The 25,763-nt window shown below is 70.9% G+C and carries 23 protein-coding genes and 1 pseudogene; 9 read left to right on the forward strand and 15 right to left on the reverse strand.

Features of this window, described 5'->3' with window-relative positions; genetic code table 11:
• Positions 1–3 precede the first annotated feature (3 nt).
• From ACZ58V_RS24800 to ACZ58V_RS24825, 6 genes are all read right to left on the reverse strand, one after another.
• Entirely contained in the window at positions 4–642 is a 639-nt protein-coding gene (locus ACZ58V_RS24800; RefSeq protein ID WP_471292316.1) for a response regulator, read from the reverse strand.
• Positions 639–1,844 (reverse strand): sensor histidine kinase, encoded by a 1,206-nt coding sequence (locus ACZ58V_RS24805; RefSeq protein ID WP_468192978.1) that lies wholly within the window; start codon positions 1,842–1,844, stop codon positions 639–641. Before ACZ58V_RS24805 ends, ACZ58V_RS24800 begins: the two co-directional genes overlap by 4 nt.
• A 5-nt stretch (positions 1,845–1,849) precedes the next feature.
• Positions 1,850–4,078: an MMPL family transporter gene (locus ACZ58V_RS24810; protein WP_471292319.1), complete on the reverse strand. Its 2,229-nt coding sequence runs from the start codon at positions 4,076–4,078 to the stop codon at positions 1,850–1,852.
• Between the two features lie 111 nt (positions 4,079–4,189).
• Positions 4,190–6,163, reverse strand: coding sequence for a glycoside hydrolase family 97 protein (locus ACZ58V_RS24815; RefSeq protein ID WP_471292321.1), 1,974 nt, complete (start codon positions 6,161–6,163; stop codon positions 4,190–4,192).
• Positions 6,164–6,357: 194 nt separating this feature from the next.
• Positions 6,358–8,028 carry an alpha/beta hydrolase gene (locus tag ACZ58V_RS24820; RefSeq protein WP_468192973.1) on the reverse strand — a complete coding sequence of 557 codons (1,671 nt, stop codon included), beginning with the start codon at positions 8,026–8,028 and terminating at the stop codon, positions 6,358–6,360.
• Positions 8,029–8,223: 195 nt separating this feature from the next.
• The gene (locus tag ACZ58V_RS24825; RefSeq protein WP_468192972.1) at positions 8,224–9,111 is read right to left on the reverse strand and encodes an amidohydrolase family protein; all 888 of its coding nucleotides are present in this window, start codon (positions 9,109–9,111) and stop codon (positions 8,224–8,226) included.
• A gap of 165 nt (positions 9,112–9,276) precedes the next feature.
• On the opposite strand from ACZ58V_RS24825, the gene ACZ58V_RS24830 reads away from it, so the two are divergent.
• Positions 9,277–9,597, forward strand: coding sequence for a hypothetical protein (locus ACZ58V_RS24830; protein WP_471292325.1), 321 nt, complete (start codon positions 9,277–9,279; stop codon positions 9,595–9,597).
• A 269-nt stretch (positions 9,598–9,866) separates the two neighbouring features.
• Here ACZ58V_RS24830 and ACZ58V_RS24835 read toward each other — a convergent pair whose 3' ends face one another.
• The 4 genes and pseudogenes from ACZ58V_RS24835 to ACZ58V_RS24850 all read right to left on the reverse strand — a co-directional run bounded on the left by ACZ58V_RS24835 (position 9,867) and on the right by ACZ58V_RS24850 (position 12,462).
• Complete coding sequence (locus ACZ58V_RS24835; protein ID WP_471292327.1) at positions 9,867–10,289, reverse strand: ATP-binding protein; 423 nt, start codon at positions 10,287–10,289, stop codon at positions 9,867–9,869.
• 125 nt (positions 10,290–10,414) lie between these two features.
• On the reverse strand, positions 10,415–11,629 hold the full coding sequence (locus tag ACZ58V_RS24840) for a helix-turn-helix domain-containing protein (RefSeq protein ID WP_471292330.1): 1,215 nt from the start codon (positions 11,627–11,629) through the stop codon (positions 10,415–10,417).
• Between the two features lie 38 nt (positions 11,630–11,667).
• Positions 11,668–11,772: pseudogene (locus ACZ58V_RS24845) on the reverse strand (DUF6879 family protein); the annotation flags it as partial.
• A 192-nt stretch (positions 11,773–11,964) separates the two neighbouring features.
• On the reverse strand, positions 11,965–12,462 hold the full coding sequence (locus tag ACZ58V_RS24850; protein ID WP_471292333.1) for a MarR family winged helix-turn-helix transcriptional regulator: 498 nt from the start codon (positions 12,460–12,462) through the stop codon (positions 11,965–11,967).
• Positions 12,463–12,509: 47 nt separating this feature from the next.
• On the opposite strand from ACZ58V_RS24850, the gene pip reads away from it, so the two are divergent.
• Positions 12,510–13,490, forward strand: a complete 981-nt coding sequence (gene pip / locus ACZ58V_RS24855; protein WP_471292336.1) for a prolyl aminopeptidase — start codon at positions 12,510–12,512, stop codon at positions 13,488–13,490.
• Between the two features lie 12 nt (positions 13,491–13,502).
• Here pip and ACZ58V_RS24860 read toward each other — a convergent pair whose 3' ends face one another.
• A complete protein-coding gene (locus tag ACZ58V_RS24860; RefSeq protein ID WP_471292339.1) occupies positions 13,503–14,846 on the reverse strand; it encodes a BTAD domain-containing putative transcriptional regulator in 1,344 nt (447 codons plus the stop codon).
• Positions 14,847–14,848: 2 nt separating this feature from the next.
• Positions 14,849–15,409: a CGNR zinc finger domain-containing protein gene (locus tag ACZ58V_RS24865; protein ID WP_471292342.1), complete on the reverse strand. Its 561-nt coding sequence runs from the start codon at positions 15,407–15,409 to the stop codon at positions 14,849–14,851.
• Positions 15,410–15,491: 82 nt separating this feature from the next.
• Between ACZ58V_RS24865 and ACZ58V_RS24870 the strand changes: the two genes are divergently transcribed.
• Positions 15,492–16,664: an epoxide hydrolase family protein gene (locus tag ACZ58V_RS24870; protein WP_471292345.1), complete on the forward strand. Its 1,173-nt coding sequence runs from the start codon at positions 15,492–15,494 to the stop codon at positions 16,662–16,664.
• Here the strand turns inward: ACZ58V_RS24870 and ACZ58V_RS24875 are convergent.
• Entirely contained in the window at positions 16,654–17,361 is a 708-nt protein-coding gene (locus tag ACZ58V_RS24875; RefSeq protein WP_471292347.1) for an AAA family ATPase, read from the reverse strand. The two genes, ACZ58V_RS24870 and ACZ58V_RS24875, sit on opposite strands and share 11 nt — an antisense overlap.
• A 139-nt stretch (positions 17,362–17,500) precedes the next feature.
• Here ACZ58V_RS24875 and ACZ58V_RS24880 point away from each other — a divergent pair, with 139 nt between their 5' ends.
• The 3 genes from ACZ58V_RS24880 to ACZ58V_RS24890 all read left to right on the forward strand — a co-directional run bounded on the left by ACZ58V_RS24880 (position 17,501) and on the right by ACZ58V_RS24890 (position 19,501).
• Positions 17,501–18,016, forward strand: coding sequence for a hypothetical protein (locus ACZ58V_RS24880; RefSeq protein ID WP_471292350.1), 516 nt, complete (start codon positions 17,501–17,503; stop codon positions 18,014–18,016).
• Between the two features lie 152 nt (positions 18,017–18,168).
• Positions 18,169–18,705 carry a VOC family protein gene (locus ACZ58V_RS24885; protein ID WP_471292352.1) on the forward strand — a complete coding sequence of 179 codons (537 nt, stop codon included), beginning with the start codon at positions 18,169–18,171 and terminating at the stop codon, positions 18,703–18,705.
• A complete protein-coding gene (locus ACZ58V_RS24890) occupies positions 18,698–19,501 on the forward strand; it encodes a MerR family transcriptional regulator (RefSeq protein WP_471292355.1) in 804 nt (267 codons plus the stop codon). Before ACZ58V_RS24885 ends, ACZ58V_RS24890 begins: the two co-directional genes overlap by 8 nt.
• A gap of 31 nt (positions 19,502–19,532) precedes the next feature.
• Here ACZ58V_RS24890 and ACZ58V_RS24895 read toward each other — a convergent pair whose 3' ends face one another.
• Positions 19,533–20,408, reverse strand: coding sequence for a LysR family transcriptional regulator (locus ACZ58V_RS24895; RefSeq protein WP_471292358.1), 876 nt, complete (start codon positions 20,406–20,408; stop codon positions 19,533–19,535).
• 105 nt (positions 20,409–20,513) lie between these two features.
• Here ACZ58V_RS24895 and ACZ58V_RS24900 point away from each other — a divergent pair, with 105 nt between their 5' ends.
• Complete coding sequence (locus tag ACZ58V_RS24900; protein ID WP_471292360.1) at positions 20,514–20,879, forward strand: YybH family protein; 366 nt, start codon at positions 20,514–20,516, stop codon at positions 20,877–20,879.
• A gap of 121 nt (positions 20,880–21,000) precedes the next feature.
• On the opposite strand, the gene ACZ58V_RS24905 is transcribed toward ACZ58V_RS24900, so the two are convergent.
• Positions 21,001–21,987 carry a LacI family DNA-binding transcriptional regulator gene (locus ACZ58V_RS24905; protein ID WP_471292701.1) on the reverse strand — a complete coding sequence of 329 codons (987 nt, stop codon included), beginning with the start codon at positions 21,985–21,987 and terminating at the stop codon, positions 21,001–21,003.
• 280 nt (positions 21,988–22,267) lie between these two features.
• Here ACZ58V_RS24905 and ACZ58V_RS24910 point away from each other — a divergent pair, with 280 nt between their 5' ends.
• Positions 22,268–24,325: a glycoside hydrolase gene (locus ACZ58V_RS24910; protein WP_471292363.1), complete on the forward strand. Its 2,058-nt coding sequence runs from the start codon at positions 22,268–22,270 to the stop codon at positions 24,323–24,325.
• 344 nt (positions 24,326–24,669) lie between these two features.
• The gene (locus ACZ58V_RS24915; protein ID WP_382491731.1) at positions 24,670–25,497 is read left to right on the forward strand and encodes an IclR family transcriptional regulator; all 828 of its coding nucleotides are present in this window, start codon (positions 24,670–24,672) and stop codon (positions 25,495–25,497) included.
• Positions 25,498–25,763: the final 266 nt, after the last annotated feature.

Genomic DNA, 25,763 nt, shown 5'->3' on the forward strand with positions numbered 1-25,763 from the left:
GGCTCAGGGCCGGTGCAGCAGCCCTCGTTCCATCGCCACCACCACCGCCCGCGTACGGTCGTTGACGTCGAGCTTGGCGAACAGCCGCAGCAGATGGGTCTTCACCGTGGCCTCGGCGATGACGAGGCGGCGGCCGATCTCGGCGTTGGTCAGCCCGTCCGCGACCGCGTTCAGGACGTCCGCCTCGCGGGCCGTGAGCGGGATCTGGGCGGGCTGGCGCATACGGGCGACGAGGCGTTCGGCGACCCGGGGCGCGAGTACCGTCTCGCCGCGCGCCGCCGCGTGGATGGCGTCGGCCAGCTGCTCACGGGTGGTGTCCTTGAGGAGATAGCCGATGGCCCCGGCCTCCACCGCGCGCTCGATCTCCGCGTCCGTGTCGTACGTCGTCAGGATCAGCACCCGGGTGCGCGGGAAGCGCGTCACGATCTCGTTCGTGGTCGCCACCCCGTCCAGTACGGGCATCCGCAGGTCGACCAGGGCGACATCCGGTGCGTGGCGCTCGACGAGGGCGAGAGCCGCGCGGCCGTCGCCCGCCTCGCCGACGATCTCGATGCCGGACTCGGAGGCGAGCAGGGCCACCACTCCGGCCCGCATGACGGTGTGGTCGTCGACCACGATGACGCGCAGCGGTCCGTCGCTCATGCGGAGGCCTCCCTCGCTTCGGCCGTCAGGGGTATCAGCGCCAGCACCCGCGTCCCGTCCCCCAGCGAACTCGTCACCGTCAGCCTCCCGCCCAGCTCCGCCAGCCGCTTGCGCATGCCGTCCAGGCCGAAGCCCGACGACTCCGCCACCACGAACCCGGTCCCGTCATCGGTGATCTCGAGCTCCACGCCGTCCGGCTGCCGGGCCAGGACCACGCCGACCGTGGAGGCACGGGCGTGCTTGCGTACGTTGGCCAACGACTCCTGGGTGCAGCGCAGCAGCGCGATCCGGGTCTGCTGGTCGCACTCCAGGTCCGCCAGCTCGGCGTCGACGGTGAGGCCGGTGTCCTCGGCGAAACGGTCCAGGGTGCGGCGCAGGGTCTGGGCCACCGAACCCGCCGCCGCCTGGCCGGCGCGCTGGGGCGAGCCGACCAGTTCCCGCGCCTCGGCGAGGTTCTCCCGGGCGGTGGACTCGATCGACCGCAACTGCTGGGCGCTGCGGGCCGGTTCGGAGTCGAGCCCGGCCCGGGCCGCCTCGGCGAGCACGATGATCGAGGCGAAGCCCTGGGCGAGGGTGTCGTGGATCTCCCGCGCCAGCCGCTCCCGCTCGTCCGCCGCGCCCTGCCGCTGATGCGCCTCGGACAACCGGGCCTGGGTCTCCTCCAGTTCGGTGATGAGCCGGGCCCGCTCGGCGCTCTGCCCGACCACCGAGTGAGCCCACAGCCCGATCAGCACCCCCACGCCGACGACGAGCACCGTGGAGACGAGCGTCTCGGTGAAGAACTCCACCGTCCAGCCGTCCTGCCGCAGCACGCTCGCGACCAGGGTCGCGGCCGTGGCCAGCCCCAGGAACACCACCGAGGTCCTCGGCGTCCGCCCGAACAGCCAGTAGTGCGGCAGCGTCACCATGAACAGCCCCGCGTAGTTGCCCCGCAGATACGCCAGCCCGCCCAGCGCGACCACCAGCACCGACAGATACACATGCGGCCGTATGACGGGGTTGGCCGGGAAGCGGTACAGGACCGCGTAGGACACCACCACCCCGCCCAGCAGGGCCAGTGCGACGTACTTGCTCCCGTCGGGCCGGTCGATGGCGGCCAGCCCGACGGCCATCACGGCGAACAGCAGCCAGCACACCGCGTTCCAGCGGCGCAGCGACGTGGTCCAGAAGGCGTCGGCGGTGGAGCCGGCGGATGCGGTCATGCCGATCAACGTACGTCGGCCTCCGGACGGGAGGCGGGCCTTTTCCCCGGGACATCCTCCGGGACGAATCCCGGGACGGCGAGCGCCCGCCGCACCGCGCGCGAGGGCCACCAGCTCGCCTCGCCCAGCAGCAGCATCGCCGCAGGCAGGACCATCACCCGGACCACGAACGCGTCGATCAGCACGGCCGCCGCCAGGACGAAGCCGATCTGCTTCATCTCGATGATGTGGAGGAAGACGAAACTGGCGAACACCGTCGTCATCACCACCGCCGCGCTGGTCACCACGCTCGCCGAGGACCTGATCCCGTCCAGCACCGCCTGCCGCGTCGGCACGCCCGCGAGCGCCGCCTCCCTGATCCGGCTGACCACGAACACCTGGTAGTCCATCGACAGTCCGAAGAGGATCACGAAGAGGAACAGCGGCACCCGCGACCCGATCGACCCGGTGGAGTCGAAGTCCAGCACGCCTTCCGCCCACGTCCCCTGGAAGACCAGCACCAGCAGCCCGAGCGCCGCCGCCGCGGACAGCAGGTTCAGGACGACGCCGAGCAGTCCGAGCACGACCGAGCGGAACGCGTACACGGTCATCGCGAACGTCACCAGCAGCAACGCGCCCAGCACCAGGGGCAGTTTGCCGTTCTGGTGGGCGGGATAGTCGGCGTAGCGGGCGACGTCGCCGCTCACGCCGTACTCGGCGCCGCTGATCCGGCCCACGGTCGCGGGCAGGAAGTCGTCCCGGAGCCGGTCGAGGGAGTCGTAGGCCTCGTCGGAGTTGCCGAGGTACGGCACCTTCAGTTCGAGGGTGCTGGTGCGGTCGTCGGTCGAGGTCCGGATCCGCGACGCCCCGGTGAACAGCCGGTCGTCCTCCGCCCGCCCGGCCACTTCCTTCAGCGCGGCGACGACCTCCGCCGACCGCGAGGCATCCGCACGCACGACCACCTGGTGGGTCACCCGCTGCTCAGGGAACGCCTCGTTGAGCCGGTCGTACACCCGCATCGCCGGGATGTCACGGGAGTGGGTGTCCCGGCTCATCTCGGTGATCTTCAGCCCGGCCAGCGGGACGGCGAGGGCGAGCAGGGCGAGGACCGAGACGCACAGGGTGGCCAGGGGGTGCCGGGCGGCGGGCCGCAGCAGGGCACTCCACACCCGGCCGCCGCCCCGCTCACCCCGCACCCGGCGTACGGGCCTCCCGCGCTCGGCCCGGCGCCGCGCCCGGCGTTCCGCCCGCTGCCCGAGCTTGACGAGCAGCGCGGGCAGGGCCGTCAGCGAACTCGCCACCGCCACCAGGACGACCACGATCGTGCCGGTCGCGAGGGACGAGAAGATCACGTCGGAGGCGAGATACAGCGTCGCCGTCGAGGCGACCACCGCCATCCCGGAGACCACGACCGCCCGGCCCGAGGTCGCGGCGGCCAGCTCCACCAGTGCCTCGGAGGACAGCCGCCCGCCGGAGCGGGCCCGTTCCTCCCGCTCGCGCTTGAGATGGAAGAGCGTGTAGTCGACGCCGACCGCGAGGCCGATCATCAGGATGACGTTCGTGCCGACCCCGGCGTCGGGCGACACATGCGAGACGACCATCGAGAGGCCGACCGCCGCCGCGATCGACGACAGCGCCAGCAGCAACGGCACCCCGGCCATGGTCACCGACCCGAACACGACCAGCAGTGTGAGCAGGGTGACGGGCAGGGTGATCGCCTCGGACAGCGCCAGATCGTCACTGCGCTGCTGGTCGACCCCCTTGCTGACGGACGGGCTCCCGGTCTCCTCCAGCAGCAGCCCGGGGTGCCCCTTCTGCACCGCCGCGGTCTGCGCCACGAGCGCGTCGACCTTGTCCTTGGCGTCCCGCTCCTCGCCCTTCAGTGACACCTCGACCATCAGGATCCGCCGGTCCTCGGACCACAACGGGTCGGCCACGCCCGCCACTTCCGGCAGTCGCCGCATCCGCTCGGTGAGATCCTTCGCCGCGGCCCGGGCGGCGCCCTGGTCGAGAGCACGGCCCGAACGGGAGGAGATCAGCACCTGCTCGGCGGACCTCCGCTCCAGATGGGCCTCGGCGGCGAGGGCCTCGGCCCGCCCGGCCTCACCGACCCGGTAGTCCGCCGTCTTCGCACTGTTCGTGCCGACGGCACCGCCGACGCCCAGACACAACACCACGAACACCAGCCAGCCGACGATCGCCCGCCAGGGGTGCCGCGCGCTCCAGCGCGCCACGCGCACAGTCAATGATTTCATGCCCAAAAGGGTTGCTGAGCAGGGCAGTTGACGGACAGAGGCACTCGGTTGAACCTGCCGTCCACCGGTCGGTGGACGGCGACCCTGGGGAAAACCCCACGCTCCTCAGCCTCAGCCGGGCTTCAGCACGACCGCCTGTCCGCCCGCCGGAGCCATCGCCACGTCGAGGGTGTCGGCCCGGGTCACGGTCCGGGTGCTGACCACCACCGGGGTCTGGTACGGGCTCGCGCCCGGGGTGCCGTCGGCGTAGACCGTCGCCGTGTACGTACCGCGCCCGAGGAACGACAGCGGGAGGGTGAGCGTCCTGGACGACTCGTCGGTCATGGCGCCGAGGTACCAGACGGACCCGCTGCGCCGGGCGACCGCGACGTACTCGCCGATCGAGCCGGCCAGGGTACGGCTCTCGTCCCAGGTCGTGGGAACGGCGTTGAACCAGGGCAGGCCGGGCCAGTTGGCCGGGTTGCCGTACTTGGACGGCTTGTCGTACCAGAAAAGGAAGTTGAGGGGCTGGTAGTACACGGCGGCCATGGCCATCTGGTGGGCGTTGGTCGTCTTGTCGCGGGACTGGCCGTAGCAGATCGTGTAGTCCATCGGGCCGCCGATGTTGCGGGCGAACGGCAGCGTCACGTTGTGCGTGGCGGTCGGGAACTGCTCGTTGCCGCGCACGCCCTCCAGGCTGATCCAGTTCGGGAAGGTCCGCTCGTAGCCGAACGGCCGGACGTCGTCGTGCATGTCGATCAGCAGCTCGTACTTGGCCGCCGTCTTCGCCCAGTCGATGATCTTGCCGGTCATCGACTGGGTGCCGTCGTTGATGAACCCGAGCTTGATGCCCCGCACGCCCCAGCTCTTGTAGAGGCCGAAGAGGGAGTCCGCGTCGGTCAGCGCCAGCCGGTTGACGTAGAGGAAGACACCGATGCCCTTGCTCGTGGCGTACGAGATGACCGACGGCAGGTCGATCGCGGCGATCGGGCCGGTCGCGTCGGGCGTCGTGAACTCCGGGCCGTACCAGCCGGCGTCGTACTCGATGTACTCCAGCCCGCGGGCCACGGCGAAGTCGACGCCCGTCAGTCCGGCCGCGGTGGTGAGCTCGCAGCGGAAGACCTTGCCGGGCTTGATCCAGGAGGCGTCGGGGAGGGCGTTCGGCGGGGCCAGGTTCAGCACCAGTTCGGCGTTGTCGACGAGTTCGGCGTGGGTGGCGCCGATGACGACGGCCCGCCACGGTGTGGCGAAGGGCGTGTCGACAGTGCAGGCCGTCTCCACCGGGCCGGTGCCCCGGGCGGTGTGCTCCATGAGGAAGGCGGAGAGGGTGTTCGGCTCGTCGTCGACCGAACCGAGCATCAGGCGGGGGTAGTCGACGCGCGCGGACTCGCAGACACAGGCGATGAGGCCGTCCGGGAGCGTGGCGGCCAGGGGGAGGTCGGTGAGCGGGCCGTTGTCCGTGGTGGCGGTGCCGGTGACGGGTATGGAGCCCGGGGCCACCGGCTCGTAGGCGTTCTCGTCGCGGGCGCTGTAGACGGTGGTGCCGTCCGGGAAGGCGAAGGTCGTCAGCTCGTCGGTGATGGTGGCGGTGGTCGCGTCGTCGGCGTCGAGGAGGACGTAGCGCAGGGCGACGCCGGTCCGGTAGGCACGGACCTCGACGGCGAAGCGGATGCCCGTGCCCTTGTCCTTCAGGTCCCAGCGCTGCTCCTGGTAGTGGTCGGTGACGGTCGCGTTGCGCCCGTAGACCGGCGTCCAGGTGGAGCGGCGGGTGCGGTGCCGCCTTCCGGTCACCCGGACGTCGCTGCCGAGGACGGTGCCGTCGGCGAGCCGGATACCGAGGGCGGAGGTGCCGATCACCGTCCGGCCGTCCCGCCGGGCGGACCAGCGGAGCGTCCCGTGGGTGACGGACAGCGTGATGGAGGTGCCGCCCCTGCGGGCGGTCACGCTCTCCGGTCGGTCCGGTCGGTCCGGTCGGTCCGGTCGGTCCGGTCGGCTGTCGGCGGCGTACGCGGGTCGCGCGGTGACGATGCCCGCCGCGGCCAGCCCGGCACCGGCGGCCGCGCCCTTGAGCACCTCCCGGCGGGCCCGTTCTCCCGAAGCTCTCATCGTGAGGGACCTTTCCCTTGCGGTAAGTGGTGCGCGGCAGTAAGTGGTAGTAACCGTTTTCTTCCGGTGGCGAGTGCAGTTGTACGCGCCGCCATGAAGGCGGGTCAAGAGGTCGGAGTCACCGGGATACGCGAACACCCCGGGTGCCGGGCGTGGTGCGGCCCGGCACCCGGGGTGCCGTCGTGCGGAGTCGGTCAGCGCAGGACGCCGAGGCGGTCGAGCCGCTCGTTGACGCCGTTGCGGAGTTCGCCGAGGGTCGTGCCGGGCGGGGCCACCTTCGGCGTGGAGGACGGCGGCTGGGTCTCGTCCGCGCAGGTCGTGCCGCGCGCCGGGACCTTCAGGTCCACCAGGTAGCTCGTGACGGCGTCCGTCGCGCAGGCGCTGCGCCCGAAGGCGGTGTGCCCCTCGGCCTTGAAGGTGAGCAGCCGGCCGTTGTCCAGCTCCCGGGACAGGGCCACCGCGTCCTGGTACGGGGTGTCCGGGTCGCCGGTGTTGCCGACGACCAGGATCGGAGCGGAGCCCTTCGCGCGGAAGGAACCGTCGTAGCGGCTGACCTGTTCGCCCTTCCACTGGGCACAGGCGGTGGCGTGCTGGTGGTCGTAGAGCGGCGGGCCGTAGGCGAGGGCCGGGCCGAGCAGGGGCGCCGCGTTGGCGAAGTCGGTCACCTTCCGCTTCAGCAGGGCCGCGTCACGCGGGTAGGCCTTGTCGGTGCACTCGACGACGACGTTCGGGTTGAGGAAGTCGTAGCTGGCCGCGGACGGCGGCCGGAGCAGGAACGAGGTGTTGTCGCGCTGCTGGGCCTTGCGCAGCGCCTCGCCGAGCGAGGGCCAGATGACCTTGCCCTCGTTGATGTTGAACAGGATGCGGTAGACGAGGGTGTAGCCGTTCGCCTGCCCGCCGTTCGCGGTCGGTACGGGGTCGGCGTCGAGGTCGGCCTTGAGCTTCTCGAACGCGGCCCGGGGGTCGCCGTCGCCGAACCCGCACGTGGCCTGGTCCGCCTTGCACCAGTCGAGGAAGCGGCTCATCGCGCCGTCCAGGGCCAGGTACTGGGGCCGGTCGTAGGCGTACGGCTGGTTCGCGTAGTGCTCGGGGTCGTAGGCGCCGTCGAGCGCGAGGGCACGCACCCGGTCGGGGAACAGGGCGGCGTAGACGGTGCCTATGTAGGAGCCGAACGACCGCCCGTAGTAGGTCAGTCGGTTCTCGCCGAGGGCCTGGCGCAGCAGGTCGATGTCCCGGGCGACGTACTCCGTGCCGACGTACGGCAGCAGGTCGCCGGCGTTGTCCTGGCAGGCCTGGTCGAACTCGGCGGCCTGGCGCACGGCGGGCTCGTAGGCGTCCGGGCCGGGGACGCCCTTGGCCGCGGTGATGGCCCGGGTGTACGTCGGGTCGTCCCAGCACTGGACCTGTGAACTGCGCCCGACGCCGCGTACGTCGTACCCGAAGACGTCGAAGGAGTCGCGCAGGGAGGCCGGCAGTTCGGCGTAGTTCCCGCGCACGAAGTCCACGCCGGAGTTGCCGGGCCCGCCGGGCTGGAGGAAGAGGGTGCCCTTCTTCTTGGCCTGGTCCGCGGCCTTCTTGCGGATGACCGCCAGGGTGATGGTCCTGCCCTGCGGGGCGCGGTAGTCCAGCGGCACGTCGGCGTTCGCGCACTCGAAGCCGTCCTGGCAGTCGGACCAGGCGAGGGACGGCACGGCCGGCTGCTTGCCGGTCTCGTCCGGCTGGGCCGCCATCACCTGGGCGGCGGTTCCGGCGACGGCGAAGGAGACGGCGGCGGCGATGGCGATCCTCAGGCGCGGGAGGCGTCTGCGTGCCCGGGAGCCGGTGCCGGAGCCGGACCGGCCGGATCCGTGAGCTGGTGTGGTCACTGTGTGTTCCCCTAGGGCGCGAGTGCCGTGGCGCACCCCTTGGTGTGGTGCGGCCCGGTTCGTTGAAGTTTCTAGCTCACTCGGGAGGGGAAAGGGAGCGGGAGTGACCTCGCGGGCCCCCTTGTGGGTGTTCTCTTACGCGATCTCTCCAATACCCAGCGGTTGTTGCGGCGTTGTTCACCCGAGATCCGGGCCTCACAGGTTGAAGAGCTTCGCCCCGTTGTCGTGGCACACGGCCCGCAGCCAGTCCTCCCCGAGTCCCAGCCGCTCCAGAGCCTGGAGCTGGTGCACGTACGGATAGGGGATGTTGGGAAAGTCGGAGCCGAGCAGGATCCGGTCGCCGAGCCCGGCCAGCCGGGTCAGGGCACGGCCGGGGAACGGCGCGAGCCGCTCGCTGAAGTCGGTGAACGCCATCGTCGTGTCCAGCCGCACCTCCTCGTACCGCTCGGCGAGGTCGAGGAACTCCTCGTACTCGGGCATCCCCATGTGCGCGACGATCAGCCGCAGCCGGGGGTGCTGTGCCAGTACCCGGGCGATCGGCTCGGGCCCGGTGTGCTCGCCGGGCGCGGGCCCGGACCCGCAGTGGATCACCACGGGGATCCCGGCCTCGGCCAGCACTCCCCAGGCCGGCCGCAGCAGTTCGTCGGCCGGGTCGTACGCCCCCACCTGCACATGCGCCTTGAACACCCGCGCCCCCGCCTCCACGGCCTCCCGGACATACGCGTCGACCCCCGGCTCGGGGAAGAGGGTCGCGGTGTGCAGGCAGTCGGGCGTACGACGCGCGAAGTCCACCGCCCAGCCGTTCAGCCAGGGGGCCATGCCGGGCTTGTGCGGATAGAGCATCGCAGTGAAGGCCCGTACGCCGAACTCCCGCAGTATCCGGGCTCGTTCCGCCTCTTCCTCGCGGTAGGTGATCGGCCACTCCATCCCACCGGTGAGCGGCCCGAGCCCGTCGAAGTACTCCCAGACCTTGCGCAGGACCCGCTCGGGCATGAAGTGCGTGTGCACGTCGACGAGGCCGGGGAGCCCGAGGCGGCCCCAGAAACGGCGGACCTCGTCGCGCTCTTCACCGTGATCGTCCATGGTGCCCACGATCGGGGCGGGCGGGGTGGTGGGGCCAGGGCTTTGCGCGAAGGGTCCGTGAGGGATCCATCACCTGGCGCTGCTGCCCCTCCGTGTCGCCGGTCCTGGCTGTTCGGCCGATCCTGACCGTTGTTGCCGATGTCCGCGATAGGCAGGATGACGGGCATGGCGGTGTCCCTGGCAACACGGCAGCTGTGCGACGCCACGTTCTCGCGCGACGAGACTGCGAGTGCGCTGGAACTCCTTGATCTGTACGAGGGCGCGGAACGTGAACGGGTTCATCAGGCCTTGGTCCGGCTGAGCGGAGGCCGTGTCGACAGGCTTCGTTCGTGGCTCGCTGAGGCTGAGCGCAGTCCGGAGACCGTCCTGTGGTTCGGCGAGCCGCCCTCTGACGTCTCTCCGGAGACCCATGCCTTCGGGGTGGAGTTCATGAACGGCTTCATCGACAAGCATCTCGACATGCGCCTGGAGCCCGGGAGCGAGTGACCGTCTCCGAGTGGCTCATCCGCTTCGGCCTGGGGCGTCCGTGCGTTTCCGAGGCTGGTCCGCTCCTCCACGCGCACGGGGCTGCGGCCCCCTCTCTTCGCGGGGTTTCACTACGACCAGGCGCTCCGGCTGCCGGGAAGTCCACTGCCCCGGTCCGCACTCCGGCCGCAGCACCCAGACAGTGCCGCCGCGTACATCCGTGACGACGCCGCGCCGGTCGGCGACCTGGTCGTGGATCAGGTCGCCCACCCAGGCCTTTCGCTCGCGGGTCATGCGTGTTCCTCCCCGTGCAGCTCTGCCCACACCCGCTTGCCCCACGGCAGTCGATCGGTGCCCCAGTCCTTCGCCAGCGCTCCCACGAGCGCGAGGCCGCGCCCGTTCTCGTCTCCTTGGCGTGGCTCCCTGACCTCCGGTAACCGCTTGGACTTGTCCACGACGCCGATGCGCACCCGCACGGTCTCGGGCCGGGTGACGGTGACACGGATGGAACGGCTTCGGGCGTGCTGGACCGCGTTGGACACCAACTCGGAAACGATCAGTACGCCGTCGTCGGCAAGGTCGTCCAGACTCCAGGCGGCCAGTGCGACGCGCACCAGGCGCCGAGCCGTGCCCACGCTCTCGGGCCTGCGCGGCAGCGTCTCGCAGTACCCGGGGCAGCCGGTAGGACGCGCCCGCGTTGTAGGTTGCGGCATGTCGGTCTGCTTTCTCGGATCGGCTGAGCCCCGGGACCGTTCGCGCGGTCGCCGGGGCGCTGTCCGCTCATGTAAGCGACATGCCGGGGACGCTGACAGGGGTGTAACGTCCCACTTTCACCACGTTAGGCGACGACCCCCAGAAACTCCGCCAACGGACGCAGTCCCGCAGGGTGCTTGGGAAGCGCCCACAGGTCACGCACGATGGCCACGGCCAGCGTGTGGTGCTGCATCCACGTCGGCGCCACCCGGCGCAGGGACTCCAGGGTCTTCACCGCTCCGGCCGCGTCCCCGATGTCCGTGTGGGCGCGGGCTACGTCCAGCAACAGCCACGTCCGCCAGGACGGTGGGGTGTCCTTGCTCAGCCGCATCCCCTTGGCCAGCGCCAGGGCATCGTGCGGGTGTCCGTACTGAACGGCCAGACGCACACGCTCGATGCGGACCGAAGACGGGCTGAAGACACTGATCATGCGGTTGTCGCCGCCGTCGGGCAGCTTCGAGACCCGTCCGGCTTCCTTCTCCGCCGTCTCCATCATCGCCGCCGCGCGCTTGTAGTCGCCGCTGCGCGCGGCGGACGTGGCGGCGCTCATGGTCAGCGCGCCCCACACCTTCAGCCCGTCGGTCGTCTCGGCCAGCCCGGCATCCGCCACATCGTCAGCGGCACGGAGCGCGATACTCAACGCGTCTTCAAGGCGCCCTTGCCGTTGGTAGGTCCACGCCGTGGAGTTGACGATCATCGGCACGAGCAGTGGATCGGAGGACTGCCCCGCGGCCTCTATGGCCCGCTCCAGGCTCGTCAGGGCGAGGTCCGTCTTGCCCATCCGCACGGCGACGTGTCCGGCGAGCTGAAGTGCCTTGCCCAGGGCCGCGAAACCGGCCTTGCGATCGTCGTCGCGGTCCGAAGCGGTGACGGTACGCGCGTCCGAGATCAGGTCCGGCAATGCCTTCATCACCGTGTCGAACTCGGCTGCGTGGTACTGCGTCCAGCCGTCCGCGATCTGCTCGCGCAGCCGCTCCAGCGAGAAGCCGGGACCTGGTGGTTCCGGCTCCGGCCCCCAGAGCACGGGCATGATGGCGCGGCGCACGGCGACGAAGCGCGGCCCGTCGTTCTCACCTGTGGAGGAGACCGCAGGCGGATCTCCCAGCAGCGTGGTCAGCTCCACGCCCAGGCCGTTGGCCAAGGCGTGCAGTGTGGGTAGGCGTGCCGAGTGCTTCCGTCCCTGTTCGAGCTGACGGATCACGTCGACGGATACGCCGGAGCGTTCGGCCAGCTCTTCTTGCGTCAAAGAGGCCAGACGACGCAAGCGGCGCAAGGTTCGTCCCAGGTCTTCGTTTGCCACGCAGTCACCGTACGCCGCGTCCCTGCCCTCCGGGCGGGTCAGTGGATCTCGTACTGGTCATGCGGGACGGCGCGTGACCACACGGCCTCGAAGGCCTCGGCGCACAGCTTCACCGCCGCCGGGTCCTCGGAGACCTCACCGCCGGGGAAGCCAGCGCACCAGCTCGCCGGCGAGCAGGTCAGTGAACGCGGGCGGCGGCACGTTCGGCGGCATCGCATGCCTCCCTGATCATCGGCACCATCCTGGCGGGGGATACGCGCCACTGAAGCCTTCTCGGGGAATAACCACCGTGTGGACAGGGCCGGTAGACGCCGTCTGCCGATCATTCCCGCGGCTCACGAAGGACCCTCACCCCCAGACCCCGATACACCGCCCCCCACCCGCTCCCGAAACGGCCGCCGCCCCACCGCGTCCGCCACCTCCCCCAGCAACTCCGCCAGCGGCATCGACAGCTCCGTGTCCAGTTCCGCCATCGCCGCCGCCGTGGCCTCCCACTCCGCCTCGATCCGTGGGAGCAGGGCGTGGGCCTTCGGGGTCAGGTCGATCAGGCGGCGGCGGGCGTCCAGGGGGTCGGGGGTGTGGGTGACGAGGCCCGCGCGGGCCATCTGGGACGCGGTCTGGCTCGCGGCCGAGTGTGTGACGCCGATCGCTGCCGCCAAGTCGCCCACGGACAGCGGGCCTTCGGCCAGCAGGGCCCGTACGGCCGGGGAGAAGCGGGGTCGGTACTCGGGGAGGCCCTGTTCCTCGTAGATCTTGGCCACGTCGCCGTCGAGCAGCTCCAGGACGTGGCGGAGCAGTGTTCCTACGGCGGCCGGATCCGGGGCGTCTCTCATCCTGCTAATCTAACAGCGCTGTTACATATCGGGAGGGTGTGTCCCGCATGACCGAGCTCCATCCCCCCATCGAACCGTACGAGCACGGCATGCTCGACGTCGGCGAAGGCAACCGCGTCTACTGGGAGACCTGCGGGAATCCCGCGGGCAAGCCCGCTCTCGTCCTGCACGGCGGGCCGGGATCCGGAGTGGGGCCGTTCTGGCGGCGGCTGTTCGACCCGGCGGCGTACCGCATCGTGCTCCTCGACCAGCGCGGGTGCGGGCGGAGCACCCCCGACGCCGCCGATCCGCGGACCTCGCTCGCCGCCAACACCACCCAGCATCTGATCGCGGACGTCGAGCAGCTGCGGCGGCACCTCGGCATCGAGGAGTGGCTGGTCCTCGGCGGCTCCTGGGGTGTGACCCTCGCGCTGGCCTACGCCGAGCAGCACCCGGGATCCGTGTCGGAGCTGGTCCTGTTCAGCGTCACGAACACCAGCCGCCGCGAGGTGGAGTGGGTCACGCGGGACATGGGGCGGATCTTCCCCGAGGAGTGGGCCCGGTTCAGGGACGCCATACCCGAGGGGGAGCGCGACGGCAGCCTGGTGGAGGCGTACGCCCGGATGCTCGCCGACCCCGATCCGGCCGTACGGGAGCGGGCCGCGCGGGAGTGGTGCCGTTGGGAGGACGTGCACGTGTCCACGCACCCCGGGCACAAGCCCGATCCCCGTTACGAGGACCCGCACTTCAGGATGCGCTTCGCCCGCCTCGTCACGCACTACTGGCGGCACGCGGGCTTCCTGGAGGACGGGGCCCTGCTGCGCGACGCCGGGAAGCTGGCCGGCATCCCGGGTGTGATGGTCCACGGGCGGATGGACATCAGCGGGCCTTCGGACATCGCGTGGCAGCTGGCGCGGGTGTGGCCGGACGCGGAGCTCGTGCTGATCGGCGGGGAGGGGCACGGGCTGTCCGGGGACGCCACGACGGATGCCGTGGTGGCGGCTACGGACCGGTTCCGGCGGCCCCTCGGGAACACACACCGCGTCTGATGCCGGCCGTTGTCACCGGGCTCCCGAGACCCGCTGGGCCCCGCACGTCGCCAGACTGCACCACCTCCGCCGCCCGCTCTCGTCGAGGAACAGCCAGCCGCAGTCCGGGCTGGAGCAGGCGCGGACGGTGAAGCGGCGGGTGTCGGTAAGCAGTTCGGCCGCGCTGCGCGCCACCGCCAGGAGGGGCAGGCGCAGACCGGCGGAGGGGGACGGCCGCCAGCGTCCCAGGCCGTCCTCGCCCCGGGTGAAGACCGAGAGCCGCGCGGCGTCCTCCACCACCCCGGCCACCGCCTGGAAGGCCCGGCCGTCCTGCGGATCGGTCAGGCAGGCGTACAGGTCGGTACGGAACCGCCGGGCCTCGTCGAGCGCGGCGTCGGCCTCGGCGGGCTCCCGTACGGCCTGTTCCCGCAGCCGGGCGACCGTCCGCTCCTCGATCAGGTCCAGATGCCCGGCCCATACGGCGAGCGCGGCATAGCCCCGCAGCCAGTCCGACCCGGGCAGCGGGTCCCCGCCCCACCCGGCGTAGGTGTTGCAGAACTCCAGCGCGGGGTGTCCGCTCGTACTCCACGGCAGCCACTGGTCGCCGACCCGTACCGCGTAGACGGGCCCGGGGGGCCGGTCCAGCCGGGGGTCGCCGCTCAGCATGCGCTCGTGCAGGGTGCGCAGTTCACGGTGGGGGTCGACGCCGAGTTCGGTCGCCAGCAGGGTGCGGGTGCTGTCGTACAGCCGCAGAGCGTCGGCCTGGCGGCCGGCCCGGTACAGGGCGGTCATCCGGGCGGCGACCAGCCGTTCACGCGTCGGGTGCTCGTCGAGCAGCGGTGTCAGGTCCGCCGCGACCCGGTCGTGCTGCCCCATGGCGAGCTGGGCCTCGGCCCGCTGTTCCAGGGCGGACAGCCGCAGTTCGGCGAGCCTGCCGCCCAGCCGCGTCCGCAGCCGCTCGTCGGCCACGTCCGCGAGCGGCTCGCCCCGCCACAGCCCGAGGGCATCGTCGTAGAGGCGGATCCGCTCGGCCGGGCCCCCGGCGGCGGCCGCCTGTCCGACGAGGGCCGTGAACTCCTGTGCGTCGACGCGGTGTTGGCCCTGCTCTACGGCGTAGCCGTCGTGGCGGCTCTCGACGGCCACCCCGTACGGTCTGAGCGCGGCGCGCAGCCGGCCGACGTAGGTGTGGACGGTGGCGCGCGCGGAGGCGGGCGGGGCGCCGTCCCACAGCAGGTCGATGAGGCGTTCGGTCGCGACGGCACGGCCCGCGTGCAGCAGCAGGACCGCCAGCAGACACCGCTCCTGGCGGCGGCCGCCCACCGGCACCGTCCGTCCCTCGTGACGGACGGCGAACGGACCGAGCAGCTGGAAATCCATGGCTACCGGGCAGCCTGCTTGGCATGGAAGCGCGCCTTCTTCTGGCGATTCCCACACGTGTTCATGTCACACCATTTGCGGGTGCGGCTCTGGCTGGTGTCGAAGAAGGCGGCTTGGCAGGTCGGTGACGCGCACAAGGCCAGTTTTCCGTCTCGTTCGCCCGCGATGATGCTGATCGCGTCGGCGGCGATCACGCCGAGGGCGTCCTCCACGCGGGAAGCCGAGCTGAGCCGCCATCGCCGCTCTCCCTCGGGCGTCAGGACCGCCGCGGCCCGGCCCTGGACGCTGCGGTCATTGATGACCTGGACAGCGGGCGTGGGGAGAGCGTCCCGTAGCGCGGCCGCTGTCGCGGCGGCGTGGATCGACTCCCTCAGTTCCCGGGCGAGTTCGAGCTGGGCAGGGGTGCAGGAGTCCACGGCGAGGCCGTACACCGCCAGCCAGTCGACGAGTCGCCGCGGCGTGGGAATGCGCTCCACGGCGTCGCCATGACGCTCCGAGAGAGTCCCCGTGAAGCTGGTCGCCAGCACGCTGCCGAGGCGGAAGTCAGGGAATCCAGCAGGCATGGAACCACCTTAGAGGGTTGCAGCGCGGCTCGGGAGCCTGTTAGAACCGTCTTAGCCGGTTCCGCGATGGCCAGGAGGACTCATGCCCCTTCCCACCAGCGACGTGCAAGCCTTTGAAGCCCATGCACCTGACGCCGACCTCGACGAGCTGCGCGCTCGACTGGCCGCGGCGCGACTGCCGGAGGCCGAGACGGTCCATCGCGCCGCGCCCGGCCCTCGCCGATGGGAACAGGGCGTTCCGCTCGCCGACCTCGTCGACGTCGTGAACTACTGGCGCACCGGGTACGACTGGCGGTCGTTCGAAGAGCGCCTCAACCGGATCGGTCAGTTCCGCACGACCATTGACGATCTGGGAATCCACTTCCTGCACCGCCGGTCCGCGCGCGCGGATGCCACTCCTCTGCTCTTGACGCACGGCTGGCCGGACAGCATTGCCCGGTTCATCGACGCAGTGGACGAGCTGGCAGATCCGAAAGACGCGGACGCGCCGGCGTTCCACGTCGTGGTCCCGTCGCTGCCGGGCTTCGGCTACAGCGACAAGCCGGCCACCACCGGGTGGGGAACCGAAAAGATCGCGGCCGCATGGGTGGAACTGATGGGAAGGCTCGGCTACAGCGAGTTCGTAGCCCATGGCGGAGACTGGGGCGGCAATATCACCACGGTTCTCGGCGGCAGGTTCCCGGCGCACGTTCTCGGCATCCACACCACGTTCGCGGAGGGACCGCCCGGGTTGTCGACGCACGGGCTGACGGCGGTCGAGCGCGAGTGGGCCGAGGAGACCCGCGATTTCTGGCGCCACCGCGCGGCGTACGCGAAGCAGCAGGCGACCCGGCCGCAGACCATCGGCTACTCGCTCGTGGACTCACCGGTCGGGCTTCTCGCCTGGATCCTCGACAAGTTCGCCGAGTGGTCGGACACCGAAGACAGCCCGTTCGAGACGATTTCCATGGACCGCGTGCTCGACGACGTCACCCTGTACTGGCTGACGCGGACCGGCGCGTCGGCGGCCCGCATCTACTACGAAAGCCACAACTCGCTGGACCCCGAACTCCGGGTCGACGTCCCGTCGGCGATCACCATGTATCCCCGCGACGTCGAGAAGTGTCCGCGCCCCTGGGCGCAGGAGCGGTACCGGCACATCGTCCGATGGAGGACGCCCGAAAGCGGGGGGCATTTCCCGTCGCTGGAGGTTCCCGAGTATTTCGTCAAGGATCTGCGAGAGGGCCTCGCGGCAGTGCTGGCCGCTAATCCGTGATGTGCCGCAGATAGGCGTGCGGGTCGGCGAGGTAGCGACGCCAGTGATCCACGACGCCGAGCTCCCGCCAGGCGACTCTGCGCAGGCCGTGCTCGCCGACCTCGACGATGTCCGCGCCCGGCAGGGCGGTCAGGATCGGGGAGTGCGTGGCGCAGATGACCTGGCCGCCCTCCTTGGCCAACCGGTCGATGTGCCCGATCAGTTCGAGGCAGGAGGAGAAGGAGAGTGCCGCCTCCGGCTCGTCGAGAACGTAGAGCCCGGCGTGCAGGAACTTCCCGCGGAACGCCGCGAGAAAGCCCTCGCCGTGGCTGACCGAGTCCGGTGAGAAGCCCTCCCTGTTCAGCGCGTCCAGCGCGGTCTCGGCCCGGAGGAAGAAGCCCTTGCGAGCCGACCAGCTCGTGACCATGCGGCGCCCGCGCGAGGCCGCGTCGAACTTGATCCGCTCGCCGAGCACCGACTTGCCGCGCGGGGATGCGTAGCGCCAGTCGTGGGAGCCGCCGTAGGAGTCAAGGCCGAACCCCTCCGCCAGCGCCTCGACCAGCGTCGACTTCCCCGAGCCGTTCTCACCGACCAGAAAGGTCACCGGTGCGGTGAAGCGCAGCCCCTCGTCGAGCAGCTGCCGGACACAGGGCACCGACCAGGGCCAGGTGTCCTCGTCGTACGAGGAGAGGTGGGCGTACGCACGTTCGACAATCACCCGACCAGTGTCGCCCAGGACGCGGAAGGAGTCCCCGTGTCCACGCCGAGGATGGTGAGGCTTTGGTCAGAGGCCGGGGCCAGACTGGCGCACGCCCTTGCGGCGAGCCCTCCTTCCACCCCTCCGACCAGGGAGAACCATGCGCCGAACCGCCCTCGCGATGCTCACACTCGCCGCCGCGCTCCTGGGGACGCAGCCCGCTACGGCCGCGACGGCCACTACGGAAGCCGGCTGGGAACCGGCACCCTCCACACCGTGGGACGTCGCCGCCGGCGTGCGCTGCGACTTCCCCGTGCACGGCGAGCCCGTCGTCGACGAGGTGGTGCGGCTCGTCCTGAGCACTCACCCCGACGGTTCCGCGCGCCGGGTCGCCTACAAGGGTGACCTGGTCATCCGCGTCACGAACACCGACACCGGCGCCGCGTACGACGCCGACGCGAGCGGCTCGGCCGTCGTCGAGTACCGCCGCGACGGCTCACAGCTCTGGGCCGTGCACGGGCCGGTGTTCGTCGGCGTCGGGGAGGGCCAGGGCACCCTGCCGCGCGGCCTGTACATCGTCGACGGCGTCTACACGATGGACATCAGCGCCACCGGATACAAGGCCGTCCATCTCGTCCGGGGGAATGCGGACGACCTGTGCGCCCGCATCGACTGACACGGGGGACTACGGGGCGTGGGCCTGTCCGGCGGCTCTTGCCGGACAGGCCCCCGTCCCCGGAGAGGGCTCAGCGCCCGCACAGCGGCGCTGCTCCACCGGTTTTCGTCCGGCTTGACCCTCACGTCGCGTGAGGCTGAAGGGTGGTGTGCATGAGCGACTACTACGACGCGTTCGAGATGAGCCCCGTGCCCGCTCCCGGCCCGGACGCGGTTCCGCCGGAGCCGTTCCGTGGCATCTACGGGATGCCCGCCTTCGTGACGATCCCCACCAGCGATCTGGCGGCGTCGGTGGACTTCTGGACTCGTGGGCTCGGGTTCTTCGAGCTGTTCGGCATCCCCGGCCAGGTGGTGCATCTGCGCCGGTGGGCGTTCCAGGACGTACTCCTCGTCCCGGCGGCGAGCGTTCCGGAGGAGGCACCGGCGATGAGCGTCAGTTTCGCGTGCGTGCTCGGCCAGGTCGATTCCCTCGTCGAGGCCTGCCGTGCGGTGCGCCCGGACTCGGTCGACGGTCCACGGGACACTCCCTGGAACACCCGCGATATCGCGGTGATCACCCCCGAGAACGCACGGATCGTCTTCACCGCGGCGAAGCCCTTCGATCCGGACAGTCAGGAGGCACGGAACCTCGCAGCCGTCGAGATCACCCCACCCGGCGTCGGTCGTGACGACAATGAGCGGCATGCCTGAAACCGCTGACGCCGATGGCCTGACCGTCGGTCAGGTCTCGGCGCGTCTGGGCGTGACGGTCCGCGCGCTGCACCACTGGGACGAGATCGGTCTGGCGCGACCCTCGCTGCGCACGGCTGCCGGATACCGGCTCTACACCGCTGGTGATCTGGAACGCCTGCACCGCATCGTCGTCTACCGCGAGCTCGGCCTCGGCCTGGACAGGATCGGGGCCGTCCTGGACGACACGAACGCGGACGTGCCCGGCGCGCTGCGCGCGCAGCGCACCCAGGTCGCGGAACGCATCGACCGCCTCCAGCGGCTCAGTGCCGGACTGGACCGGATGATCGAGGCCCACGAGTGCGGCCTGCTGCTGACCGTCGAGCAGCAGGCCGCGATCTTCGGCCCGCAGTGGGACCCGGACGGGCCCGCCCAGGCCCGTGAGCGCTACGGAGACACGACGCAGTGGCGGCAGTACGCCGAACGCTCGGCCGCTCGCGGTCCGGAGGAATGGCAGGACATCGCCGACGCCGTCGCCGGCTTCGAACGCGCCCTCGGGGAAGCGCTGGACGCGGGCGTCGCCCCTGGCAGCCCGGAAGCGAATCGACTCGTCGAGCGGCACCGCGAAGTCTTCGCCTCGTACTTTCCCCTCACCAGGCAGATGCAGGTCTGTCTCGGCCGCATGTACGAGGCCGATCCGGGATTCGCCGCCCACTACGACGGCATCCGCCCCGGCCTCGCCACGTGGTTCCGCCGCGTCGTCGACGCGAGCGCACGCGCCCACGGCATCGATCCCGACACCGCGACCTGGCAGTAGCGCGCGGGTCCTTCACGAACCCGGAGCCGGCTCACGCGAACGCCCGCCCGCAATGCCCCAGCAGCTCACGCACCGCAGGCCCGTGCGTCCGCTTCCAGATCAGTGCCAGCAGGGCCGGTGCCGTCACGTCGTCGATGAGGCGGGCGACGACCCGGTCGCCATAGCTCGTGGCCATCGACTCGCTGAGGACCGCGACGCCGAGGCCGCGGGTCGCGAGGTCCGCGATGGCGTCGGCTGCGCTGGCCTGCAGGGCGATCGTGGGGTGGAGGTCCTGAGCGGTGCACGCGCGGTCGAAGAGCGTGCGCAGGCCGGTGCCCGGGGGCATGCAGATGATCGGGTGGGCGACCAGATCGCGTAGAACGACCCGCCGCTGCTCCGCCAGAGGATGCCCGGCCGCCACCGCTACGACCAGCCGCTCGCTGATGAGCGTCAGCGCCTCCAGCCCCTCGGGGGCGGCCGTCGCGGTTCCGGCGAGTGCCAGGTCGACGGTGCCGGCGCGCACCGCTTCGACGAGGCGGTCGGAGTTGTCCTCCAGCAAGGAGATCTCGACTCCCGGATGCGCGCGGTGGAACGCGGAGAGCGCGTCGAACAGCGGTGTGAGGGTGCAGCCGATGACCATCCCAACCACGAGCTGACCGCGAATCAGGTCGGTGACCTCGTCGACCGCCTGGCCCACCGCCCCGGCCGCCGCGAGTGTCGCGCGGGCGTGGTCGAGCGCCGCCCTGCCCGCCGTGGTGAGGGTGGCGGTGCGCCCCGAGCGGTCGAACAGCTCGGCACCGAGTTCCCGCTCCAAGTGGCGGATCTGTGCGCTGACGCCCGACTGGCTGATGTGCACCCGCTCGGCGGCCCGCGTGAAGTTCTGTTCCTCGGCGACCGCGACGAAGTATTCGAGCTGCCTCAGTTCCATGACTGTGGATTCTAGTTTCCAGTAGATCCATCTGTTGGACTTCTGGTCACAGGGTGAGCACGCTGGATGGAGGCATCGACCTCGACGACGTTCAGGAGACCCGCCATGCCGGAGTACGACAAGGCCCTGCGGCCCGAGGACCTCACCCGCTTGTTCGTCGAGCGGTCCAACGCCGGTGACGCGGCCGGGGTCGCCGTGCTCTACGAGGAGGACGCGGTCCTGGCCTATCCGCCCGGTGAGCGGACGGTAGGGCGGGAGGCGATCCGCGCGCTGTGGGAGAAGGTGCTGGCCGACCGTCCCCGCTTCGAGCCGGAAGCGCCCCTGCCGACGTTGGTCAGCGGCGACATCGCCCTGACGTCGACCCCGCCGAACGACGGGGCGGGTGCCCGCGCGCAGGTGGTCCGGCGCCAGCCCGACGGCAGCTGGCTGCGCGTCCTCGACCAGCCCGAGTTCACCCCGCCGACCGGCTGAACGCGCCTGCGGGCTGCCCGAGTTCCACCCGCCGACCGGCTGAACGCGTCCCCAGGCTGCCCGAGTTCACCCCTCCGACCCGCTGAAGACGCCCCCGGCTACCGGAGTCGACCTCACGGCCCTACCGCCGCCGCACCCCCGTACTCTCCCGCCGCACCAACCGCGTAGGCACCAACGTCGTCCCGTGCTCCGCCCCGTCCCGCCGCATCTTGTCCAGCACCCCCTCCACACACAGCCGTCCCACCTGGGCGAAGTCCTGGTGGATGGTGGTGAGGGGCGGGAGGAAGGACGCGGACTCGGGGATGTCGTCGAAGCCGATGACGCTGATGTCGTCGGGGACCCGGCGGCCGCGTTCGTGCAGGGCGCGCAGCAGGCCCAGGGCCATCTGGTCGTTGGCCGCGAACACCGCCGTGCAGTCCGGCTCGTCGGCCACTCGCAGACCGGCCCGGTAGCCGGACTCGGCCGACCAGTCGCCGCGGACCGGGGGCGGCGTCGCCCGGCCCGCGGCCTTCAGCGTGTCGCGCCAGGCGTTGGCGCGGCGCTGGGCGGCGAAGGAGCCCTCGGGTCCTGCCAGGTGCCACACCGTGTCGTGGCCGAGGTCCAGGAGGTGCCGTACGGCGTCACGCGCGCCGCCCGCCTGGTCGGTGTCGACGACGGTGTAGCGGTCGCCGGCGTCCGAGTCGGCCACCACGACCTGCACACCGGGCGGGAGCGAGACCGTCGCCGCGTCCAGCAGGTGGATCTCCATGATGACGATGACGGCGTCCACGGCGAGTTCGCCCAGCCGGGAGAAGGCGCCGTTCACCTCGTCCTGGGTGGGGACGGCGACGGGCAGCAGTGTGACGGCGTAGCCGTGCTGGGCCGCGGAGGTGGCGATGGCCTCCAGGGTGCGGATGTTGCCCATGGTGGAGAGGGAGAAGGTGATCACGCCGAGGGTGCGGAACTCGCCCCGGCGCAGCGCCCGGGCCGCGCTGTTGGGGCGGTAGCCCAGCTCCCGCATGGCGGCCAGGACCTGGCGGCGGGTGTCCTCGGTGACGCCGGGGAAGCCGTTGGAGACGCGGGAGACGGTCTGGGAGGAGACGCCGGCGAGCTGGGCGACGTCGGCCATGGACGCGCCCTGGCGGGGGCGGGCCGTACGCCTTCTCGTACGGCTCGTGCCGCCGGTGCTCCCGGGTTCGCTCTCGCCGTCCACTGTGCCCACCTGCCCCTCGCTGCCCTCGCCGCGCACCCGGCGCGAAAAATTAGGTCCGGAACGACTCCTTGACCCCTGAGATTCGGACAGTGTAGACATCCCGCCAGTGGATGTTTACGTAAACATTGCCTAGCAGAAATCAGCGGAAAACGTACGAGAAGGCGCCACACCGCACCAGAGCCCTGGAGTACTCGAGATGGCACACCGCACCCGTAAGAGAAGGCTCCTCGGCGCCATCGGCGTCACCGCCCTGGCGACCGGAACCGTCCTGGCCACGACCACCCTGCCCGCCGCGCACGCCGAGACGGCGTCTCAGACCGCCGCGGCCGGGGTCACCGTCCGGCCCGACCCCTCCTACTCGGGGGAGAAGTTCGAGGGCTGGGGCACCAGCCTGGTCTGGTTCGCCAACGCCACCGGCGACTACCCGCCCGCGATACGCGAGAAGCTCTACAAGCTCCTCTTCGGCGACGAGGGCCTCGCGCTGAACATCGCCCGCTACAACATCGGCGGCGGCAACGCCCCGGACGTCAAGGACTACCTGCGGGCCGGCGGGGCCGTCGAGGGCTGGTGGAAGGCGCCGGCGGGCACGACCCGCGAGGACGTCGACTGGTGGGACGCCGAGGACTCCGGCGACTGGAACAAGAACGCCGACAAGACGCAGCGCTGGTGGGTCGACCGCATCAAGAAGGACATCACCCACTGGGAGACCTTCAGCAACTCCCCGCCCTGGTTCATGACCGAGAGCGGCTACGTCTCCGGCAACTTCGACGCGGGCAAGGACCAGCTCAAGCCGGAGTCCGTGGAGGACTTCGCCAAGTACCTGGTGGGCGCGACCGAGCGGCTGGAGAAGGCGCACGGCATCAAGGTCGACACGCTCGACGCGTTCAACGAGCCGAACACCGACTACTGGGGTACCAAGCTCGGCCCGGACGGCGAGCCGACCGGCGGACGCCAGGAGGGCGCCCACATAGGCCCCGAGATGCAGCAGAAGGTGCTGCGGGCGCTGGGACCCGTGCTGCAGAAGTCCAAGTCGGACGCGAAGATCTCCGCGATGGACGAGACCAACCCGGGCACCTTCGCCACCAACTGGAACTCCTACCCCCAGGAGGTGCGCGACCTCGTCGACCAGATGAACGTGCACACCTACGGGACCGGGCAGCGTACGACCGTCCGCGACCTGGCCAAGGCCGCCGACAAACCGCTGTGGATGAGCGAGGTCGAAGGCGACTGGGGCGACGGCCAGAGCTTCACGGACATGCGGCCCGGGCTGGGTCTTGCCCAGCGCATGGTCGACGATCTGCGCGAACTGGAGCCCAAGGCCTGGGTGTTCTGGCAGCCGGTCGAGGACTACGACAACATGAAGCCGGGCGGCGAGTCCGCGAAGGGCGGCAACTGGGGCGAGATCCAGCTCCCGTTCAGCTGCACCTCGAAGGACACGCTGGAGTCCTGCCCGATCTACACGAACACCAAGTTCGACACGGCCCGTAACTTCACGCACTACATCAAGCCCGGCGACCGGCTGATCAAGACGAACGACACGTCCAGCACGGCGGCGGTCTCCCGCAAGGGCGACGCGGCGACGGTCGTCCACGTCAACAGCACGGCCGAGGCCCGTGAGGTCACCCTCGACCTGTCCAAGTTCGGCCGGGTCTCCTCCCGCGCCACCGTCACGCCCGTGGTGACCAGCGCCGACGGCAAGCTCGACAAGCAGAAGGCCGTCCGGGTCAACGGCAAGCAGGCCACGCTCACCGTGCCCGCCCAGTCCGTGACGTCCTTCCTCGTCAAGGGCGTCTCCGGTACCGCCAAGGACGCGGCGGAGCTTCGGAAGGGCCACACCTACCGTCTGACCGGCGCCCAGAGCGGCAAGGACCTCACGATCGCCGACAACGGCACGGGCCTGGTCATCCGGAGCGCGAACGCTTCCGACCCGAGCGGTCAGGAGTGGAAGGTGGAGCAGATCCGCGGGAGCGACAACCGCAAGCGGTACGTCCTCACCGAGACGTCCGCTGACAAGCGTCTGGCCATCCGCGACGGCAAGCTGGTCGCCGAGCCGGACGAGGGCCGCCGTGACAAGGCCACCGAGTGGATCATGTCCACCACCGGCGACGGCACGTGGACCCTCGTCAACGCCGCTACGGGTCAACTCCCGGACGTCTCCGGCCAGTCCACCAACGACGGCGCGTCCGTCGGCGTGTGGCAGCCGAACTCCGGGTCGAACCAGCGCTGGAAGCTGACGGATGTGACGACCGACTAGCCCCGCCTCGCACATCCGCCCACGACGCCCCCGCCCGCCGCCACCGTCCTGGTGGCCGGGTCGGGGGCGTCGTGCCAGGGGCGGAGCCTTCAGCAGACCGCCCCCAGCGGTTGTGGAGCGGCCGGGCGGGCTGTTGCCGGATACGGGCAGGCCGTACGTCGCGGAACCGGCCCAACCGCACCACTGCAACTCCTACGAGCCTGCCACGGCCCTCTCCCTCGCCGTGTGCCCGTCCAGTCACGGTTGGTAGGGGCAACTACCGTGGTGGGTAAGGGACAGGCTGTCACGCCCCGGGCGGGGCGCCACCCGAACGGGGAGCAACGGGGAGCAACGGGGAGCAGGCAATGAGCAAGCGCAGCACTCTCGGCGGCAGTGCGCACGCCGACCGGGTCTTCCGGGTCCAGCGGGCCTTCACCGAGGTCGAAGGCCAGATGCACGGGCCCGGCGAGTTGGCCGAGGCGACAGGGCTGGACGACTCGACCGTGCACCGGATCCTCCAGTCCGGTGTGTACGACGGCATTTTCGCCCGGGAAGGGCATGGTCTGTACCGGCTGGGGGCGGGGGCCGCGCGGCTGGGGCTGAAATCCCTCGCCCACGCGCCCAACGCCCGTGTCGCGCACGCCGTTCTGGAGGATCTGCACACGGCGACCGACGGCGGACTGGCGTTCCTCTTCGCCCTGGCGCCCTTCGGGGGTGCCGGGAAGCAGTGCCTGGACATGGCTGTCGGCGCGTCGGACCTGTCCGAGCTCGGCGTCTCCCCCCGGGCGCTGGTGGAGCTGTGCCGGTCGCTGCGGACGGGGGCGGCGGGGCGGGCCATCCTCGCGTTCCTGCCGAAGGTGATCCAGGACGGTGTGCTGGCCGAGCCCGTGCCCGACGGCGCCGGGCCGGGGGCGTTCCGCGACGACGCACGGCTGCTCGCCTCCCTGGAATCCGTCCGCAAGGAAGGGCTCGCGCTCGACGTCGAGGAGTGGGCGGAGGGCTGGGTCGGCTGCGCGGCGCCCGTGCGCTGGGACGGGCTGATCATGGGGTCCGTGGCGGTGCTGAAGCCCGGTCACGACATGTCGGCCTGCTCGGTGTCCGCGGTGCGGGCGGTACGGCGGGCGGCGTCCTGCTTCACGCCCGGCGACGATGATCACGGCCCGTGGTCCGAGGAGGCCCCTGGGTCGTACTGAGCGCTGCCGAAGGATGCCGAAGCCCCCCGGCCGTTCCCGGCCGGGGGGCTTCGGCGCGCACGCGCCGGCCGCCGCCTTCCACGGCAATTCCGGGTCCGACTGATTACCGGCGAGTTACCGGTGAGTTACCGGTGAGTTACCGGTGAGTTCGCGGTGAGTTCGCGGTTAATTGAAAGTGCCCGCGCGGAGCAGTCGCATTCACCGGATCTCCCGCTTCTCGCGAGACGGGATTCCTGGATTCCCGAATATCCCGCCCTGCGGGAGAG

The sequence above is a fragment of the Streptomyces sp. NPDC040589 genome (assembly GCF_055594445.1).

Bases quoted from the DNA above. Each gene is read 5' to 3' on its own strand.
- ACZ58V_RS24810 (WP_471292319.1), bottom strand. From the start codon at position 4,078: ATGAAATCATTGACTGTGCGCGTGGCGCGCTGGAGCGCGCGGCACCCC.
- ACZ58V_RS24895 (WP_471292358.1), bottom strand. From the start codon at position 20,408: ATGGAACTGAGGCAGCTCGAATACTTCGTCGCGGTCGCCGAGGAACAG.
- pip (WP_471292336.1), top strand. From the start codon at position 12,510: ATGACCGAGCTCCATCCCCCCATCGAACCGTACGAGCACGGCATGCTC.
- ACZ58V_RS24865 (WP_471292342.1), bottom strand. From the start codon at position 15,409: ATGCCTGCTGGATTCCCTGACTTCCGCCTCGGCAGCGTGCTGGCGACC.
- ACZ58V_RS24800 (WP_471292316.1), bottom strand. From the start codon at position 642: ATGAGCGACGGACCGCTGCGCGTCATCGTGGTCGACGACCACACCGTC.
- ACZ58V_RS24830 (WP_471292325.1), top strand. From the start codon at position 9,277: ATGGCGGTGTCCCTGGCAACACGGCAGCTGTGCGACGCCACGTTCTCG.
- ACZ58V_RS24815 (WP_471292321.1), bottom strand. From the start codon at position 6,163: ATGAGAGCTTCGGGAGAACGGGCCCGCCGGGAGGTGCTCAAGGGCGCG.
- ACZ58V_RS24905 (WP_471292701.1), bottom strand. From the start codon at position 21,987: ATGGCCGACGTCGCCCAGCTCGCCGGCGTCTCCTCCCAGACCGTCTCC.
- ACZ58V_RS24860 (WP_471292339.1), bottom strand. From the start codon at position 14,846: ATGGATTTCCAGCTGCTCGGTCCGTTCGCCGTCCGTCACGAGGGACGG.
- ACZ58V_RS24915 (WP_382491731.1), top strand. From the start codon at position 24,670: ATGAGCAAGCGCAGCACTCTCGGCGGCAGTGCGCACGCCGACCGGGTC.
- ACZ58V_RS24900 (WP_471292360.1), top strand. From the start codon at position 20,514: ATGCCGGAGTACGACAAGGCCCTGCGGCCCGAGGACCTCACCCGCTTG.
- ACZ58V_RS24890 (WP_471292355.1), top strand. From the start codon at position 18,698: ATGCCTGAAACCGCTGACGCCGATGGCCTGACCGTCGGTCAGGTCTCG.
- ACZ58V_RS24885 (WP_471292352.1), top strand. From the start codon at position 18,169: ATGAGCGACTACTACGACGCGTTCGAGATGAGCCCCGTGCCCGCTCCC.
- ACZ58V_RS24805 (WP_468192978.1), bottom strand. From the start codon at position 1,844: ATGACCGCATCCGCCGGCTCCACCGCCGACGCCTTCTGGACCACGTCG.
- ACZ58V_RS24910 (WP_471292363.1), top strand. From the start codon at position 22,268: ATGGCACACCGCACCCGTAAGAGAAGGCTCCTCGGCGCCATCGGCGTC.
- ACZ58V_RS24850 (WP_471292333.1), bottom strand. From the start codon at position 12,462: ATGAGAGACGCCCCGGATCCGGCCGCCGTAGGAACACTGCTCCGCCAC.
- ACZ58V_RS24835 (WP_471292327.1), bottom strand. From the start codon at position 10,289: ATGCCGCAACCTACAACGCGGGCGCGTCCTACCGGCTGCCCCGGGTAC.
- ACZ58V_RS24880 (WP_471292350.1), top strand. From the start codon at position 17,501: ATGCGCCGAACCGCCCTCGCGATGCTCACACTCGCCGCCGCGCTCCTG.
- ACZ58V_RS24870 (WP_471292345.1), top strand. From the start codon at position 15,492: ATGCCCCTTCCCACCAGCGACGTGCAAGCCTTTGAAGCCCATGCACCT.
- ACZ58V_RS24825 (WP_468192972.1), bottom strand. From the start codon at position 9,111: ATGGACGATCACGGTGAAGAGCGCGACGAGGTCCGCCGTTTCTGGGGC.